Origin of the sequence: Brevibacillus sp. SYP-B805, from assembly GCF_011059135.1 — a bacterium.
Lineage (GTDB): Bacteria > Bacillota > Bacilli > Brevibacillales > Brevibacillaceae > Brevibacillus_F.
In genome coordinates, this window is sequence record NZ_JAALGD010000002.1 from 220,228 (window position 1) to 234,829 (window position 14,602).

Consider the following 14,602-nt stretch of genomic DNA (forward strand, 5'->3'; position numbering starts at 1 on the left):
CTATCTGCCCCGTTTCGTGCGGGAGGAAGTAATGCCGTGTTTCGATTTAAACAGGTGCAGATTCTCCAGCGCGCGGCCCGTGCCGATCGCAACGCAGTCCAGCGCATTCTCGGCAACGTGAACAGGCATGCCTGTCTCCTTGCTGAGCAGGCGGTCCAGATTGCGCAGCAGCGCCCCTCCACCGGTCAGCACAATGCCGCGATCCATAATGTCGGCTGCGAGTTCCGGCGGGCTTTTCTCCAGGGTGATCTTGACCGTTTCAATGATGGCGGATACCGTTTCCGACAAGGCTTCCGCAATTTCGGCGCTGGAGACGCTGATCGTTTTTGGCAGGCCGGTGACCAGATCGCGGCCGCGGATATCGACCGACTCCGGCTCTTCCGGCGGGAGGGCGGAGCCGATTTCCAGCTTCAGGGTTTCCGCCGTGCGCTCTCCGATCATCAGGTTGTAACGGCGTTTGATGTATTGGATGATCGCTTCATCCATCTCGTCCCCCGCCACGCGCAGGGAACGGCAGGTGACGATGCCGCCGAGCGAAATGATGGCCACCTCGGTGGTCCCGCCTCCGATATCGACGACCATGCTGCCGGTCGGCTCCCATACCGGCAGATCGGCACCGATCGCAGCCGCAAACGGCTCCTCGATGGTGTACGCCTCCTTTGCGCCCGCCTGCTTGGTCGCATCTTCGACCGCGCGTTTCTCCACGGCGGTTATCCCGGACGGTACGCATACCATCACGTTGGGGCGGCGCGAGAACAATCCCTGGTTCTTTTGCGCCTGACGGATAAAGTAGCGCATCATGGTCGCCGTGGTTTCAAAATCGGCAATCACGCCGTCTTTCATCGGCCGGACGGCCACGATATTGCCGGGCGTGCGGCCGATCATGCTTTTGGCCGCGTTCCCCACGGCTTCAATGGTATTTGTATCGGTACGGATTGCCACAACGGACGGTTCCCGTACGACAATTCCTTTTCCTTTCACATAAACAAGCGTATTGGCTGTGCCGAGGTCAATCCCCATGTCACGCGAAAATCCACCGAGCATAGTAATATCTCCTTCCGTTTGTCCAGCACAGTCTCGATGTGAGTTCTGCACATGATCCTTGGTGAAGCCCACCCTCAGAGCTTTTGCTGTCCAGGGCGGATACAGGCGATGCTGCATTTGCTTCTATTTCTTACACATACCCTTGCTCTTTCAAACTGACAAATCGCCCATCGCCGATGATCACATGATCCAGGAGGGGGATGCCCACAATTTCCCCTGCCTGACGAAGCGTTTGGGTCACCTGAATGTCTTCTCTGCTGGGAGTAGGATCGCCGCTGGGATGGTTGTGCAAGCAGATGACAGCGGCGCTGCTCCGCTTGATGGCCTCTTTAAAAACCTCGCGGGGATGGACGATGGAGGAATCCAGGCTGCCGACAAAAATCGTCTGCTTCCCGATAATGTGGTTCTTGGTATTCAAAAACAGGCAGACAAAGTGTTCCTGGGTAAGATGGCTCATCTCCGGCAGCATGATCTCCGCCACATCCTGCGGGAGGCGAATGGAACGGGGCTTTGATCTGGTCATGCCGGAAAGCCTGCGCCCCAGTTCGAATGCAGCTTGCAGCTCCGCCGCTTTTACCGGGCCAATGCCGCGAAGCCCGATCAACTCCTCGTGGGAAGCCTGGGCCAGCCCGCGCAGATCCTGAAACGTTGCCAAGAGCCGCTGGGCCAATTGAAAGGCGGTTTCCTGTTCCGTGCCGGTGCGCAGCAGAATGGCCAGCAGTTCGGCATCAGCCAAAGCAAAAGCGCCGTTTGAGAGCAAACGCTCGCGCGGCCGCTCATAGGATGGGACGTTTTTAACGCGAAATTTGTTACATGCCGCCTGTCTCAACATGACCGCCTCCCTTTGCATGGCAGCGGCAAGCCTCTGGGAGACGGTCACAGAAGCGATGGCCTGTCCGCTATAACAGATGGACGCCGAAACGTGACAGCAGTGCTGCCGTGAGGTGAAGCGGCAGACCTACCACGGTGAAGTAGTCGCCTTCAATCCCCTCTACAATGGTGGCGCCCAAGCCTTGAATCGCATATGAACCGGCCTTGTCCATCGGTTCGCCGGTCGCGATGTACGCCCGGATCTCCCGCTCGGCAAGCGGTCTGATCCGCACGAGGGTCGAGCAGTGGGCAACCTCTTCCCTGCCGGTCGCGGCATCAACGAGAGCCACTCCGCTGTAAACCGTATGCTCCCGCCCCTGCAGAGCTTGCAGCGTGCGGAATGCGTCTTCTTCATCCTTTGGTTTGCCGAGCACCCGGCCATCGAGCACGACGATGGTATCGGCTCCGAGAACGAGGCCTTCCTTCTCTTTCCCGGCAACTGCCCGGGCTTTCCGCAGGGCCAGGCTTTCCACAATTTCCGCCGGCGATAACCCTGGCGATGTCTCCTCGTCCACGTCGCTGGTCATTACGGTAAATGGCATCCCGATCGCCTGCAGCAGCTCCCTGCGGCGCGGAGAAGAAGAAGCCAGGATAATGGGTAATGGCGTTTGCATGATTTTCCACCTACTCGCACGAATGCCAGACATCCGCCCGGCTACTTGATCCTGCGATAGATCCAGAAAGCCAGGGCAAGTCCGCCGATGCTGCACAGATTTAGTTTTACCTGCAAGTTCAAATCATACTTCAAAATTTCCAAATCGGCAGCCGGAGACCAGGTGATCGTCTTGGACACCTTCAAGAACGGCAGCCACGGCCCCAGAATATCGCCGATGATGCTGCCGAAGATCATCCCTGCCAACAGGACGACCACAAACGTAAGGGTTTCCCAGCCCTTCATGCTCCTCATCCCTTGTCCCCGGGTCACCGGGAAAAAAATCATTTTCTCGTAGCCACACTTAAGTGTAGCAAATGGGCAGGGGGGATACAATCCCTCATTCCTCTCATCCTAAATGTACGAAAAGACAGATTTTGCACGCAAGGAAAGATTGCGCAAAAAATCTGTCTTGTCCTCCATTATTTGGTTTCTTCGCCTACCAGCATCGCATAGTGTTCCAGATAGGAAAGCGCCCCCGCCTGAATCTGCCACGCGTTCGCTTCCGCATTGGCTGTCTTGCCTTCCGCCATCACTGACTTCGCCTGTTCCATCGCGGTAACCGCCTGATTCAGCCCGTTCAGCATGCCGGTGACATGGGGCTGCCAGCTCTCGGGGGCCGTTGTTTGCAGAATCCGGCTGCCATCGAGCACTCTGCGGTGCAGTTCCTTGATCGCGCCTTCTTCCACTGCCGTCAACGCGACGCCCTGCGCATTGCCCAGATATCGTCCCGACCAGCTCGTCAAGCGGCGGGCCAGTTCCATGCCGTCTGCAAAAAACGCCTGAATCCGGGCGGGATCGGCCGTGCCAACCATCTTCACTTCCTTTTGGAAGCCGGGCAGCGTCACATCCTTCACATAGACGTCCAACCCCTGATTTTTAAACAGGCTGGCCATTCCCAGCAGATCATCCCGAGCCGATGCGGTGGCGGCGAACAGATACGCTCTGTCGCTTCCCTTGTACAGGAAATGGGGAAACCCTTTTTTCGCCAGCTGCCCGATCGCTTCCTGGGCCGCCTCCGGATTGGCGAATGCCCCTACCTGCGCCATGGAGAAGGTCTGCTCCGCAAGCGCCAGGTTCACCGGCTGCCCCGCCTGCTCTGCGGTCGTTCCGGTTGCAGCTGTATGCCCGTCGCCCCCATCCGTAGCCGACTCCTGTGCCGCCTGATCGGCCGCCATCGTTTTCAGCGTATCGCCCAGCACATTGCGATAGGACTCGCCAAGCTGCTCCTGGGTAAAAACGGCAAGGACAAGAAATCCGAACACCAGGCCGAGCGCAACGGCCCCGACGGTGGAGATCATCAGCTTGATCGGCGGCCTGGAAAGCCACGACGGCATTTTTCTTGCCCGACGAGGCGGCAGTGGCTCACCGCCATCTTCTTCCTCATGCACCCGCGTGCCGGCGAACGAGTATTCCGGCTGACCGAACGTCGCGTCCGCCGGTTGGTCCGCCATTTTTCCCATGGTGATGCGCAGCTTGTGCAAGCGCTCATAGGCGCTCTCTTCCGGTTCCATGGCGGGCGGCTTCGGCTCTGCCGCCGGCGCCGCTTTTTCCGGAGGGCGCTGCCTCAGCTCTGTCTGCTGGCCGTTCAGCTTGATCGAAATCCGCCCCGCTCCATTCCTCTCCATGAAAAAACCTCCTCGTTCCGCAGCTCTGGTAGTACTAGCTTACGAGGGGAGGAGGATGGTTATGACTGATTGTCCTTCATCTAAATCAATAAAACGGATTGGAGCGATGGGCCGGCTGCGGCGTAATGATCGGGAGCGGCTGCGGAAAGTACTGCTTCAGCTTGGGAGCGTAATAGGCCGAGAGGGTGACTTCCGCGCTCAACTCCTTGCGCTTGTCCTCCTGCGGGTTGAGGAAGATGAAGTCGTCCTTCCCGCCTGCAGACAGCTTCACCTGTTCGACACGAATAAGCCGCGGCAGGCTGAGCACCTCGGCAAAGAACCGGTGAATCTGCTCGTAGTTCCCTTTGATTTTCGTGGTGATGCTGACGCGCTTCAACCCGGGGATGGCCCCGTTTTGTCCCTGTGGGGCACCGCCGATGGGGGTGAATTGGATCTCCTGCTCCTGTTGTTGCTGCGCGCCGCCCTCTTCCTGCCGGCCGCCGTCGGACAGCCCGATGCCGTCCATCTCCACGCCGCTGATTGTTTCCACGCGGGTCATATCCAGCATCAGCTGCTCGAGATAGGGCGCTTCCGGAATCCGATACTGAAAATCGGGCGGGAAACGGATCTCCCCGTTTGTCTTTTTCTCTTGCGACGCTTTTTGCAGGGCGGTGACAAACTGGCGTTCCCGCTTCAGATCTTCCTGCAGTTTTTCCTGTTCACCGGCAAGAGGATGAATGAACACGTAATAGAACCCGCCGCTTGCCAGAAAGCAAAGCATGAGGATCAGGAGAATCGTTTGTCTCGTTATGGTCATCAATGCTTCCTCGCTTTCATTGCCAACGGTGTCAGCGCTGCTGCGCAAGGCCTGCCTGCCGGTCCGCTTTCTCCAGCGTGTTGCGTTTCACCGTAAGCTCAAAGGTGATGCTGTAGACCGAACCGATCTTGTCGCCTTCGGACAGGATCTCCAGGGAGCCCTGCATCTTGCCCTCGGCAACGGAGCCCACGCTTTTCACGCCAAAATAGGGAGAATGCTGCGCAGCCTGGATAAAACCGGCCGCTTCCTCGATGGTGGCGAAGCGAATGCCCACCTTCACCTGATCGGGTGCCTGGTATTCGAGCGAGCTGACCAGACTTCCTTCCGGCAGCAGCGCCGCCAGCCTTTCCAACAGGAACGTGGTATCTACCGAAGCTGCCTCGATCAGCTGCGGCAGCTCTTTGTACCTTGCCCCAGCCTGCGCGTCGGAGGCTTGCTGCTCGGCAGTCAGCTGCTGCTGCAGCTTTTCCTTCTGCGCACGGACGGCCGCAAGCTCGCGCTCCGTCTGTTCCCTGTCCGCCAGGGTGTGCTCGTAATGCCGATACAGCACGTAATCGCAGCCGAACAACAGCACCAGCCCCAGCAGCAGGATGAGCGGCTCCTGCCGGATTTTCCGCCTTGTCCGGGGCAGCAGGTTAATATTGATCGTCACAGGCCGCTCACATCCTTCAAGCCGAGGCCCACCGCAACGGCAAAAGCAGGACCGGCAAAGTCGTCTCCAGCAGCGAGAAAATGTTTATATCCCGGTATGTAAACCGGTGCCAGCAGGCGTTCCTGCAGATGGCCGGCCAGACCGGCCAGATCGCAGAAATCGCCGGTCAGGCAGATTTGTTCCACCTTTTGCCTACCCTCGTACATCGAATACTGGTAGAAGTTCATGATCCGGTTCACTTCAGCAAGCAGATCGTGCAGGTATCCGCCGTACGTCCCTTCCCGCTCCATATGGGAAACGGCATGTTGGGCCAGCGCAAGGGAGGTGGTTACATCCGTTTCATCAAAAAAGGGGACGGACAAGGGAATATGGCGGATAAATTCGGGGATTCCCCCGGAAAAAATGGCGACGTCCACGCCGCTCAGATTGATGTTGAGCAGCATCGTACCGGCTCCGGCAATCGCCGGCCATTCCACTTCCAGCGACCGGTAGAGGGCGAGCGGCTCCACATCGGCGGCAACCGGTTTCAAACCGGCTGCGCGGGCGACGTCCACAAAGCTCTGCACGGCTGCTTGCGGCGCAGCGACAACGAGCAAACTCAGCTTTTCTTCCTGCGGCCCCTCATCACCCGGCGCCTTCAGGGTTGACAAGCCGGGCAGATGGGCATGCTCCGGCGACAGCTTGACGTAGTCGAAGACCGGATGGGTAAAGGGCAAATGCAGGGTGTTTTCAATCTCGATATCGACCAGATCGCGGATTTCCTTGTCCGGCACCCGGGGAATCTGCAGCCACCGGATCACCACCGTAGAGAGCGGCACGGAGAGGACGACCTCCCTGCCTTTGCAGTTCCATTCCAGCACTTTTTTCTGCAGTTCAAACGCAACCCATTCCTTGTCGCGGACACGCCCGTTTTCCACCATGCCGCTCTGGAGGGGAATCGTCTCGTGTTTGCGAATGGACAGGGAATCTTTTCGTCGGACATCCGTGAGGCGCATGGCATAAGGAAGCACATGCAGCCCGAGCTGCCATCTGGCTTTATTGGAGGAAAAGAGACGCTTCCACATAACCTTCACCTCAGAAATGGGGGTATAACGACAGATAACCGGCCAGCAGCTCAGGGCCATAAAAGTAGGCGAGCAGCGCCCCTGCACACAGGGACGGGCCAAAAGGAATGCTGCCTTTCCACTTCACCTTGCCGGCGAGCATCAGCCCGATCCCCAGCAGCAGCCCGAGCAGCGAGGAGAGAAACAGGGTCACAACCAGCGCCTGCCAGCCCACCGCCAATCCGAGCACGCCCAACAGCTTCACGTCGCCCATACCGATCGCGCCGGGCTTGATCACGGCGATCAGGAAAAGGACGAGAAAGCCTACCGCGCCGCCGATCACATAGGCGAGGAACGGCTGCGGATGAAAGAACAGGCGCAGGATCAGCAGAATCGGCAGGAAAACGAGCAGCACCGCATTGGGAATGCGTCGGTAGACGATATCGCTGATCGAGACGATCACGCAGAGCGACGCGAGCGCCAGGGCGACAAGCAGTTCGCCGGGCTCATGGACGCGCTCGATGTACGCCAGGGCAAACAGCAGCCCTGTACCCAGTTCCGCCAGCGGATAAAGGATCGGGATGCTTCCCCCGCAGGAAGCGCATTTACCGCGCCGCAGCAGGTAGCCCAATACCGGCAGCAGATCCAGTGCGTTCAGGCGGCGCCTGCACTTGGGACAATGGGACGGCGGTCGGATGATGGACTGCTTCCGGGGGACGCGCAGGGCGACCACGTTGAAAAAGGAACCGAAGATGAGTCCCAGCAAAAAGAAGAAGAGCAAGAGAAAGATGTCCAAGGGAGCCATGGGTACTCCTTTCCGGATTTGAAAAAAGAGGACACGACACCACGGGTGTCGTGTCGGTTATTGTAAAAATTATTGAACCTTGTATTTGTCAATATCTTTTTCTTCGATAGTCTTAATATAAGTATTCGAGTTACCTTCTAATTTAACCGCATATGTGTATGCTTTATCGGAAGAATTTTTCTTGTACACGTAAACCGCTGAGCTGCTACCAGAATAGTTGTTGTTAGATTCTGGATCTTTTATGCCGGTAAAGTAACCAGCTGATTCAAGTTCATTGAGCGTAATCTCCATAACTTCCTTATTATTGCCACTATCATCCCCTTCTACTACTGCAGTACCAAGTGTTCCATCATTATTTACTGGATAGACACTAACATTTGGTGTATCAGGATTGAATCCGCTAATCGCTACGATTTGCTTCGCAGCTTCGATCATTTGTCTAGCATTCGCCTTGTGAGCTTCTTTCTTGGTATTGCTCGTAATCCCCGTAATCGCCGGCACGGCAATCGCCGCGATAATCCCCAAAATCACGATGACCGCCAGCAGCTCGATCAGCGTCAGCCCTTTCTCCTCTTTCCATATTCTTTGCAGCCACTTTTTCATGTTTCTCAACCTCTTTTCCCTTTTTTTAATGTATGGTTTCATAGATTTTAAACATCGGCATCATGATTGATGCGATGATGGTGCCCACCATGGAAGCGACAACGAGCAGCAGCAGCGGTTCTATCAACGATTTCAGCTGATCCACCGTATTCTCCACATCGGCCTCGTAAAAATCGGCGATTTTCGCGAGCATCTGGTCCAGCGCCCCTGTCTCTTCCCCGATGGCGATCATCTGGGTCACCAGCGGCGGGAAGACCCAGGATTTGCGCAGCGGATCGGAAAGGCGCTGCCCCTGCCGCAGGCTTTCCCTGGATTCGTTGATCACCCGTGCGATCACCGCGTTGCCAATCACCTTTTCCACCACCGTCAGCGCCTGCAGCACCGGGACGGAGCTGTGGAAAAGAGAGCCCAGCGTCCGGGTAAAGCGGGCGATGGCCGCCTTGCGGAACAACACGCCGAAAATCGGCATGCGCAGCTTCACATAATCGACGGCGTATCTGCCTTTATCCAGCCGGATCAATACGTGCCACAGCAAAATCAGGGCAAGAATGCCGAGCAGCCAAACATACCAATCATCCACCAGGCTGTTGCTGAGCGAGACGACCCACGCTGTCAGGGCGGGCACTTCCGCACCGGCCGCGGTCAGCATCCCGGTAAACTGCGGCACCACTTTGATCAGCAGAAACGCGACGGCCAGAATAGCTACAATGCCAACGACGATGGGGTATGTCATCGCCGACTTTACCTTCTCGATGGTGAAGTGATCCTTCTCGAACTGGCGGGCCAGCCGGTCCAGCACCTCGTCGAGATTCCCCCCGGTCTCCCCCGCCCGCACCATGTTGACAAAGATGGGCGGAAAAATCTTCGGGAATTCGGCCACCGCTTCAGAGAGGGCTGTCCCTTTGCGCAGCTTGTCGGCCACCTGGACCAGCGCCCTGCTTAACGCCTTGCTGTCCGTTTGATTGCTCAGGATCGTGATGGCGTCGACAATGGGGACGCCGGCGCGGAACAGGGTGGCAAACTGGCGGCAGAAGACGACGAAATCCTCCATCTTCACCGGCTTGCCGATGGTGATCTCCATCTGCCAGATCGATTCTTCCTTCTCGGTGATCGATTTGGCAGCCAGGCCGCGCTTTTTCAGTTCGGCAATCGCCGCGCCCTTGGACGAGGCGGAGAGCACGCCCTTCTGCCGTTTTCCCCGCTCGTCGACGGCCAGATAGGCATATTCAGGCATCCCTTCACTCCCCTTCCGGCAGGTAGAGTCTCGCCTTGTCGGCGGCAATCAGCCCTTGCTTCAGCAGTTCCTTGATGGACATCTCCAGCGTATGCATGCCCTGCGCCTTTCCCGTCTGCATCATGAGCTTGATCTGATGCACTTTTTCCTGACGAATCAGGTTCGAGACGGCCGGCGTGTTGACCAGCACTTCTGTCGCGGCAATCCTTCCCTTGCCTTCCGCTTTCGGGAAAAGGCGCTGGGAGACGACGCCGATCAGCACGGAGGCAAGCTGGATGCGAATCTGCGGCTGCTGATGGGCGGGAAACACGTCGATGATCCGGTCGATCGTCTGGGAGGCATCGGATGTATGCAGCGTCGCCAGCACCAGGTGTCCCGTTTCGGCCGCTGTAATCGCCGTATGGATGGTTTCCAGATCGCGCATCTCGCCGACCAGAATCACGTCGGGATCCTGCCGGAGCGCCGCCCGCAGGCCGTTGGCGAAGTTGTTGGTATCAAAGCCGACCTCGCGCTGGTTGATGATGGAGCGGCCATGGCGGTGCAGATATTCGATCGGGTCTTCCAACGTGATGATGTGGCGGGACATGTTCTGGTTGATGTAATCGATCATGGCGGCCAGCGTGGTGGACTTCCCGCTTCCCGTCGGCCCTGTCACCAGCAGCAGACCATGCGGCCGCTGGGCAAACTTGTACAGAATCTCCGGCATGTTCAGCTCTTCCAGGGAGGGAATGGTGCTTGGAATCACCCGCGCCACCAGGCCGATGCAGGAGCGCTGCATGTAGGCGTTGATGCGGAAACGGCTTACCCCCGGCACGCCGTAGGAAAAATCAATCTCGCCGCGCTGCAGGAAAATCTCATACTGATCCGGCTTGATCAGCGTGCGGGCCATCTGTTCCGTCATGGCAGGCGTCAGGATGGTTTGGCCGTACCGTTTCAGGTCTCCGTCCACCCGGAAGATCGGCGGTGCCCCGGCGGTGACATGCAGGTCGGACGCTTGGGAAGAGTGGGCCAATTTGAGCAAATGGATGATGTCGAGCGACTTCTCTTCCATGGAAACCTCCTAGTCGTTCACGGCAACGCGCAGAACTTCCTCGATGGTGGTCAGCCCCTGCAGCACTTTCAACAAGCCGTCGTCAATCAGGAGCACCATCCCGTTTTTGACGGCATGCATGCGGTATTCCCTGGCGGTGCGGTTTTCCAGGATCATCCTGCGGAGCGCGTCATCCACCGCCAGTACCTCCTGGATCGCAATCCTCCCCCGGTAGCCGGTCATTGCGCAGTTGCCGCAGCCTTCCCCCCTGTATATCTTCTGGGGCTTGAACCCCCGTTTTTCCAGGAGGGAGCGTTCGTGCTCACTCGGTTCCACTTCCCGCTTGCAATCGTTGCAGATCCTGCGCACCAGGCGCTGTGACACCACGCCGGTCAGGGAGGAAGCGACCAGAAACGGATGGATGCCCATTTCCACCAGGCGGGTGACCGTCGTGACGGAGTCGTTGGTATGCAGGGTGCTCAGCACCAGGTGTCCCGTCATGGAGGCCCGGATGGCAATCTCCGCCGTCTCCAGATCGCGAATCTCCCCCACCATGACAATGTCGGGGTCCTGGCGAAGGATGGAGCGCAGCCCCTTGGCAAACGTCAGGCCCGTCTGCGTGTTCACCTGCACCTGATTGACGCCGTCCAGATGGTATTCCACCGGATCTTCCACGGTGATGATGTTCACATCCTCACTGTTCAAGTAGTTGAGCGACGCGTACAAGGTGGAGGATTTCCCGCTGCCGGTCGGCCCCGTGATCAGGATCAGGCCGTTCGGCTGCTCCAGCATCCTGCGGAACAGCGGCAGGTTGCGCTTGTTGAACCCGAGCCGGTTGATATCGTTGATCGCCGCGGACACATCCAGAATGCGCATCACCACTTTTTCGCCATAGATGGTAGGTAAGGTGGAGACGCGGATGTCGATCTCCTTCATGTTGATCTCCTGCTTAATCCGTCCGTCCTGCGGAATCCGCCGCTCCGCAATATTCAGATTGGCCATGATTTTGAGGCGGGCGATCACCACATTGGTCATGTGGCGGGGGAGCGTCCGTTCCGTCCGCAGCACGCCGTCCACACGGAAGCGGACGCGCAGGCTGTCCTCCTGCGGGTCGAAGTGGATATCGCTTGCCCGGGTCTGCACCGCCTGCTGGATCAGCTGGTTGACGAGACGCACGATGGGGGAGTCTTCATCGGCAAGCTCCGTTTCCACCATCTCCTGATCGACCGACAAGTCCTCCATCAGCTCGTTTACGGATTCCTGCAAGCTGTAGTAGCGGATGATGGCGCGCTGGATCTCGTCTTTGGTGGCGATCGCCGGCTCGATCTGAAAGCCCGTGGACATGCGCAGGTCGTCGATGGCGAAATAATCGAGCGGGTCCGCCATCGCCACCATCAGTTTGTTCCCCTCTTTGCGCAACGGAATCACCTGATAGCGCCTGGCCATCGCTTCCGTGATGACACTGGTGAGGGATTGATCAAACTTGTATTTGAAGAGGCTGACGTGGGGAATTCCCAATTGGAACTCCAGCACCTCGATCAGCTGGTTTTCGGAAAGGTAGCCCTGCTGCAGCAACACGTCGCCCAGTTTCTGCTTGGTCGTTTTTTGCTCCTGCAGCGCTTTCTGCAGCTGCTCTTCGGTGATCAGTCCGCTTTCGACAAGCAGGTCACCCAATCGTTTCCGGATCATACTACCACCTCGCGATTTTCCGGTTTATGGCGACGGAATGAGTACATTGGGATCCTCCGGAATGTCGGGAGGACGGGCTGTATCCGGCACGGTGTCGGGAATGTCGGGCGGACGGGCCGCATCTGGCACCATGTTCGGATCGTTGGCAAATCCGCCTTCTGCCGTTTGCGGCGGCACAGGCGGCGACGGCTGGCCGGCGGAGTCGAACACCGCCAGATTGCCGTCTCCTTGATTGATGATTTGGGAAGGAGGGCCTACATACACAAGTTTTGGAATAGGTCGATAGTAGTCTTTCGTGATCAGCTGCCTGCTTTCCTCCTGCTGGGAGCCCTCTTTTTTGACAACACGGAAAATTTTGGCGAGCACGCCTTCCGCTCCCTCCTGTGCAATGCGCCGCTCAGTGGGAGCCAGCGATCCGTCAATCAGAACGACCGTTTCCGGCCTGAAGCGTTCCGGCTGCTCCAGCACGATGCTGCTCGTTTTCCGATCCGCATTGTTTCCATACAGGCCGATGTGCAGCTGGCCGCCTGTCAGACGGGCGTCCACATAGACGGGGTGATCAAACGGATTTTCCAGCTTCAGATCAAGCTTGCCGTCCCAAATGGCGGCATCCAGCCCGGGCGGAACGTACGCCTGCGGCTGCAGGTGGGGGTGCCGCTCCACGATGGCAAGCTCCGCCTTGAGCGCCGCCCAGTAAAGGGTGGAAGCGGCCTGGCCGATGCCGAATTGGATGCCGCCTGTCTTCTGTACGGAACCGGCGTCCGTGCCCGTCACATAGGTTCCCCCCTGCACAAACGGTCCGATCGTCTGGAGAAACGAGAAGACCGCATGGCTGTCAATCACTTGGCCATTGAGGCGGGAGACGATCTTCTTGATGTTTTGCCGGTCCGTGGCGATCTGGGCAGGCAGTGCCGTGCTTGCTTCCGCCAACAGCGTGTCGATCATCTCCAGCCTGGTGCCGACGACGGCCGGTTCCTTCTCCTGCACCGCCAGCGGAATGCGGCGATCCGCCTCCAGGCTGTGCAGGGACAGCTCCATCCGTTTCAATGTTTCGTCGATGGAAAGCGTGCGCCCCGTCCGATGCGGGATCACGCGCACCTGTGTTCCGTCAATCCGGATGACGGCATTGGCCGGCTGCTGGTCGATCGCTGCCTTGATCTGTTCCAGGGCGCGAACCGCTTCCTCCGGTTTCCAGGTATAGCGCAGTTCCACGACCGGATTGACCGGCTCTCCCGTCCACGTGTGCCAAAGCTTGCGCAGCCCCTGGGTAGCGGTCGATTTCTGGAGCAGTTCCGATGTGGTGCCTTCCAGATCGTACACAAGTCCCAGCTGTTCCGGCGTCAGCGTCCATGTTTGTCCGTCGTATTCCAGGACAAGAGGTTTGGCTTGGGCCGCATGAATCAGTGCCGCCACACGCTGCCGCGCCTGTTCCACCTCTAGTTCTCCCAGCGAAAGGCCCCCGATCTTTACGTCCGGGGAAAGCCTGGTTGGCTGCACGGCTTCTTCCAGCGGGGGAGCGACCATTCCGGTGACCACGATACCGCACACAACCATCACAAGGTAAAGGATGAGCAGGGATGCCTTTTCCGGGATACGCCATCGTCTTTCTTCCATCTTCCCTCACCTCATGTCCTGTTCCATTCCCATGCCAATGCTTATCGCTCGGGGAACTCCGCAATCTCCTCCAGTTCCAGCAGCTTGGCATGGCGCGGCGTTTGCTGTTCCAACCCATCCGCCGCCTGCGCAGAAAGCCCGTCCGCCTCGATTTCCTCCAGCTGCAGCACAAGCCTACGCATGTCGCTCATGTCAGGCTTGTCCGGCTGAGCGGGGGGCACATATGCCGTCTCGAGGCTGCCGGGAGAGGCGGTTTCGCTTTCGTCCAGCAGGGCGGTCAGATTGGAGAGAAGGAGTTCTTCGCCGTCATCTTCTCCGCTGGGCACATCGGGCTCCGCTTCCCTATCTTCCTCGATAAAGGCAGTTCTGTCAATAACTTCCAGTATCACCGATTCCATGCCGGTCCGGTCGTCTGCGCCGGCATCGGCGTCCGCCGATGCGGGCTCTTGTGCAGCGGCGGTCTCTTCTTCGCCTGCTGCCCGTAACCCCCGAATCAGCTCATCAATGGCCGCCTGTTCATCAAAGGGGGCCGTTTCTACGGCGAATGCGGCGGCCTGTGCTGCATCATCGCTCTGTTCCTGCATCACCCCAGGTTCCGGATCGCGGGCGGCAAGCGGCGGCTCCGCGTGATGATGGCTGACCGCTATTCCCTCTGCCGCCTGTACCAACACCGCCTGCTGCCGCTCCTTTGCGACCAGCCAACCTGCCAAGCCGGAGATCCCCAGTACCAGCAGCACCAGCAGCGCAACCGGGATACCATATCCAACGTACTCAGCCGCCAAAAAAAACAGCAGCACGGTACCTGCGGCGGCAAACCGGACCATCGTCACATGCTTTTCGGGAAGAAAAGGCGGTGCCAAGCGCTTTCCCAGAAACAACAGACCGCCGCTGACAAGCAACGCGATTACCAGTGTGATCATAGCACCTCCTGCTGCGAAGAGG

General features: G+C 58.3%; 15 protein-coding genes. All 15 read right to left on the reverse strand.

Annotated features, from left to right (window positions below):
* The 15 genes from G3578_RS03860 to G3578_RS03930 all read right to left on the reverse strand — a co-directional run bounded on the left by G3578_RS03860 (position 1) and on the right by G3578_RS03930 (position 14,580).
* Positions 1 to 1,044, reverse strand: a complete 1,044-nt coding sequence (locus tag G3578_RS03860) for a rod shape-determining protein (protein WP_165208806.1) — start codon at positions 1,042 to 1,044, stop codon at positions 1 to 3.
* 130 nt (positions 1,045 to 1,174) lie between these two features.
* Positions 1,175 to 1,876: a RadC family protein gene (gene radC, locus G3578_RS03865; RefSeq protein WP_165208808.1), complete on the reverse strand. Its 702-nt coding sequence runs from the start codon at positions 1,874 to 1,876 to the stop codon at positions 1,175 to 1,177.
* Positions 1,877 to 1,943: 67 nt separating this feature from the next.
* The gene (locus G3578_RS03870; RefSeq protein WP_165208810.1) at positions 1,944 to 2,528 is read right to left on the reverse strand and encodes a Maf family protein; all 585 of its coding nucleotides are present in this window, start codon (positions 2,526 to 2,528) and stop codon (positions 1,944 to 1,946) included.
* A gap of 41 nt (positions 2,529 to 2,569) precedes the next feature.
* Entirely contained in the window at positions 2,570 to 2,812 is a 243-nt protein-coding gene (locus G3578_RS03875; protein ID WP_165208812.1) for a DUF4321 domain-containing protein, read from the reverse strand.
* Positions 2,813 to 2,988: 176 nt separating this feature from the next.
* Positions 2,989 to 4,194 carry an SPOR domain-containing protein gene (locus G3578_RS03880; protein WP_165208814.1) on the reverse strand — a complete coding sequence of 402 codons (1,206 nt, stop codon included), beginning with the start codon at positions 4,192 to 4,194 and terminating at the stop codon, positions 2,989 to 2,991.
* Between the two features lie 85 nt (positions 4,195 to 4,279).
* A complete protein-coding gene (pilO, locus tag G3578_RS03885) occupies positions 4,280 to 4,990 on the reverse strand; it encodes a type 4a pilus biogenesis protein PilO (RefSeq protein ID WP_165208816.1) in 711 nt (236 codons plus the stop codon).
* Positions 4,991 to 5,021: 31 nt separating this feature from the next.
* Positions 5,022 to 5,642: a hypothetical protein gene (locus tag G3578_RS03890; RefSeq protein WP_165208818.1), complete on the reverse strand. Its 621-nt coding sequence runs from the start codon at positions 5,640 to 5,642 to the stop codon at positions 5,022 to 5,024.
* A complete protein-coding gene (gene pilM / locus G3578_RS03895) occupies positions 5,639 to 6,706 on the reverse strand; it encodes a type IV pilus biogenesis protein PilM (RefSeq protein ID WP_165208820.1) in 1,068 nt (355 codons plus the stop codon). The genes G3578_RS03890 and pilM overlap by 4 nt, the downstream gene beginning before the upstream one ends.
* Before the next feature lie 10 nt (positions 6,707 to 6,716).
* Positions 6,717 to 7,490 carry a prepilin peptidase gene (locus G3578_RS03900; RefSeq protein ID WP_165208822.1) on the reverse strand — a complete coding sequence of 258 codons (774 nt, stop codon included), beginning with the start codon at positions 7,488 to 7,490 and terminating at the stop codon, positions 6,717 to 6,719.
* Positions 7,491 to 7,559: 69 nt separating this feature from the next.
* Entirely contained in the window at positions 7,560 to 8,093 is a 534-nt protein-coding gene (locus tag G3578_RS03905; RefSeq protein ID WP_165208824.1) for a type II secretion system protein, read from the reverse strand.
* 25 nt (positions 8,094 to 8,118) lie between these two features.
* On the reverse strand, positions 8,119 to 9,327 hold the full coding sequence (locus tag G3578_RS03910; RefSeq protein ID WP_165208826.1) for a type II secretion system F family protein: 1,209 nt from the start codon (positions 9,325 to 9,327) through the stop codon (positions 8,119 to 8,121).
* A 4-nt stretch (positions 9,328 to 9,331) separates the two neighbouring features.
* A complete protein-coding gene (locus G3578_RS03915) occupies positions 9,332 to 10,378 on the reverse strand; it encodes a type IV pilus twitching motility protein PilT (RefSeq protein WP_165208828.1) in 1,047 nt (348 codons plus the stop codon).
* A gap of 9 nt (positions 10,379 to 10,387) precedes the next feature.
* Positions 10,388 to 12,046 carry a GspE/PulE family protein gene (locus G3578_RS03920; protein ID WP_165208829.1) on the reverse strand — a complete coding sequence of 553 codons (1,659 nt, stop codon included), beginning with the start codon at positions 12,044 to 12,046 and terminating at the stop codon, positions 10,388 to 10,390.
* Positions 12,047 to 12,070: 24 nt separating this feature from the next.
* Positions 12,071 to 13,660, reverse strand: coding sequence for a VanW family protein (locus tag G3578_RS03925; protein WP_165208830.1), 1,590 nt, complete (start codon positions 13,658 to 13,660; stop codon positions 12,071 to 12,073).
* A 41-nt stretch (positions 13,661 to 13,701) separates the two neighbouring features.
* The gene (locus G3578_RS03930) at positions 13,702 to 14,580 is read right to left on the reverse strand and encodes a hypothetical protein (protein ID WP_165208831.1); all 879 of its coding nucleotides are present in this window, start codon (positions 14,578 to 14,580) and stop codon (positions 13,702 to 13,704) included.
* Positions 14,581 to 14,602: the final 22 nt, after the last annotated feature.

What these genes read in the sequence shown, in the direction of transcription:
- G3578_RS03880 (WP_165208814.1), bottom strand. Translation starts at nt 4,194, where the DNA reads ATGGAGAGGAATGGAGCGGGGCGGATTTCGATCAAGCTGAACGGCCAG.
- G3578_RS03930 (WP_165208831.1), bottom strand. Translation starts at nt 14,580, where the DNA reads ATGATCACACTGGTAATCGCGTTGCTTGTCAGCGGCGGTCTGTTGTTT.
- radC (WP_165208808.1), bottom strand. Translation starts at nt 1,876, where the DNA reads ATGTTGAGACAGGCGGCATGTAACAAATTTCGCGTTAAAAACGTCCCA.
- G3578_RS03900 (WP_165208822.1), bottom strand. Translation starts at nt 7,490, where the DNA reads ATGGCTCCCTTGGACATCTTTCTCTTGCTCTTCTTCTTTTTGCTGGGA.
- G3578_RS03925 (WP_165208830.1), bottom strand. Translation starts at nt 13,660, where the DNA reads ATGGAAGAAAGACGATGGCGTATCCCGGAAAAGGCATCCCTGCTCATC.
- pilM (WP_165208820.1), bottom strand. Translation starts at nt 6,706, where the DNA reads ATGTGGAAGCGTCTCTTTTCCTCCAATAAAGCCAGATGGCAGCTCGGG.
- G3578_RS03860 (WP_165208806.1), bottom strand. Translation starts at nt 1,044, where the DNA reads ATGCTCGGTGGATTTTCGCGTGACATGGGGATTGACCTCGGCACAGCC.
- G3578_RS03875 (WP_165208812.1), bottom strand. Translation starts at nt 2,812, where the DNA reads ATGAAGGGCTGGGAAACCCTTACGTTTGTGGTCGTCCTGTTGGCAGGG.
- G3578_RS03905 (WP_165208824.1), bottom strand. Translation starts at nt 8,093, where the DNA reads ATGAAAAAGTGGCTGCAAAGAATATGGAAAGAGGAGAAAGGGCTGACG.
- G3578_RS03920 (WP_165208829.1), bottom strand. Translation starts at nt 12,046, where the DNA reads ATGATCCGGAAACGATTGGGTGACCTGCTTGTCGAAAGCGGACTGATC.
- G3578_RS03910 (WP_165208826.1), bottom strand. Translation starts at nt 9,327, where the DNA reads ATGCCTGAATATGCCTATCTGGCCGTCGACGAGCGGGGAAAACGGCAG.
- G3578_RS03870 (WP_165208810.1), bottom strand. Translation starts at nt 2,528, where the DNA reads ATGCAAACGCCATTACCCATTATCCTGGCTTCTTCTTCTCCGCGCCGC.
- G3578_RS03915 (WP_165208828.1), bottom strand. Translation starts at nt 10,378, where the DNA reads ATGGAAGAGAAGTCGCTCGACATCATCCATTTGCTCAAATTGGCCCAC.
- pilO (WP_165208816.1), bottom strand. Translation starts at nt 4,990, where the DNA reads ATGACCATAACGAGACAAACGATTCTCCTGATCCTCATGCTTTGCTTT.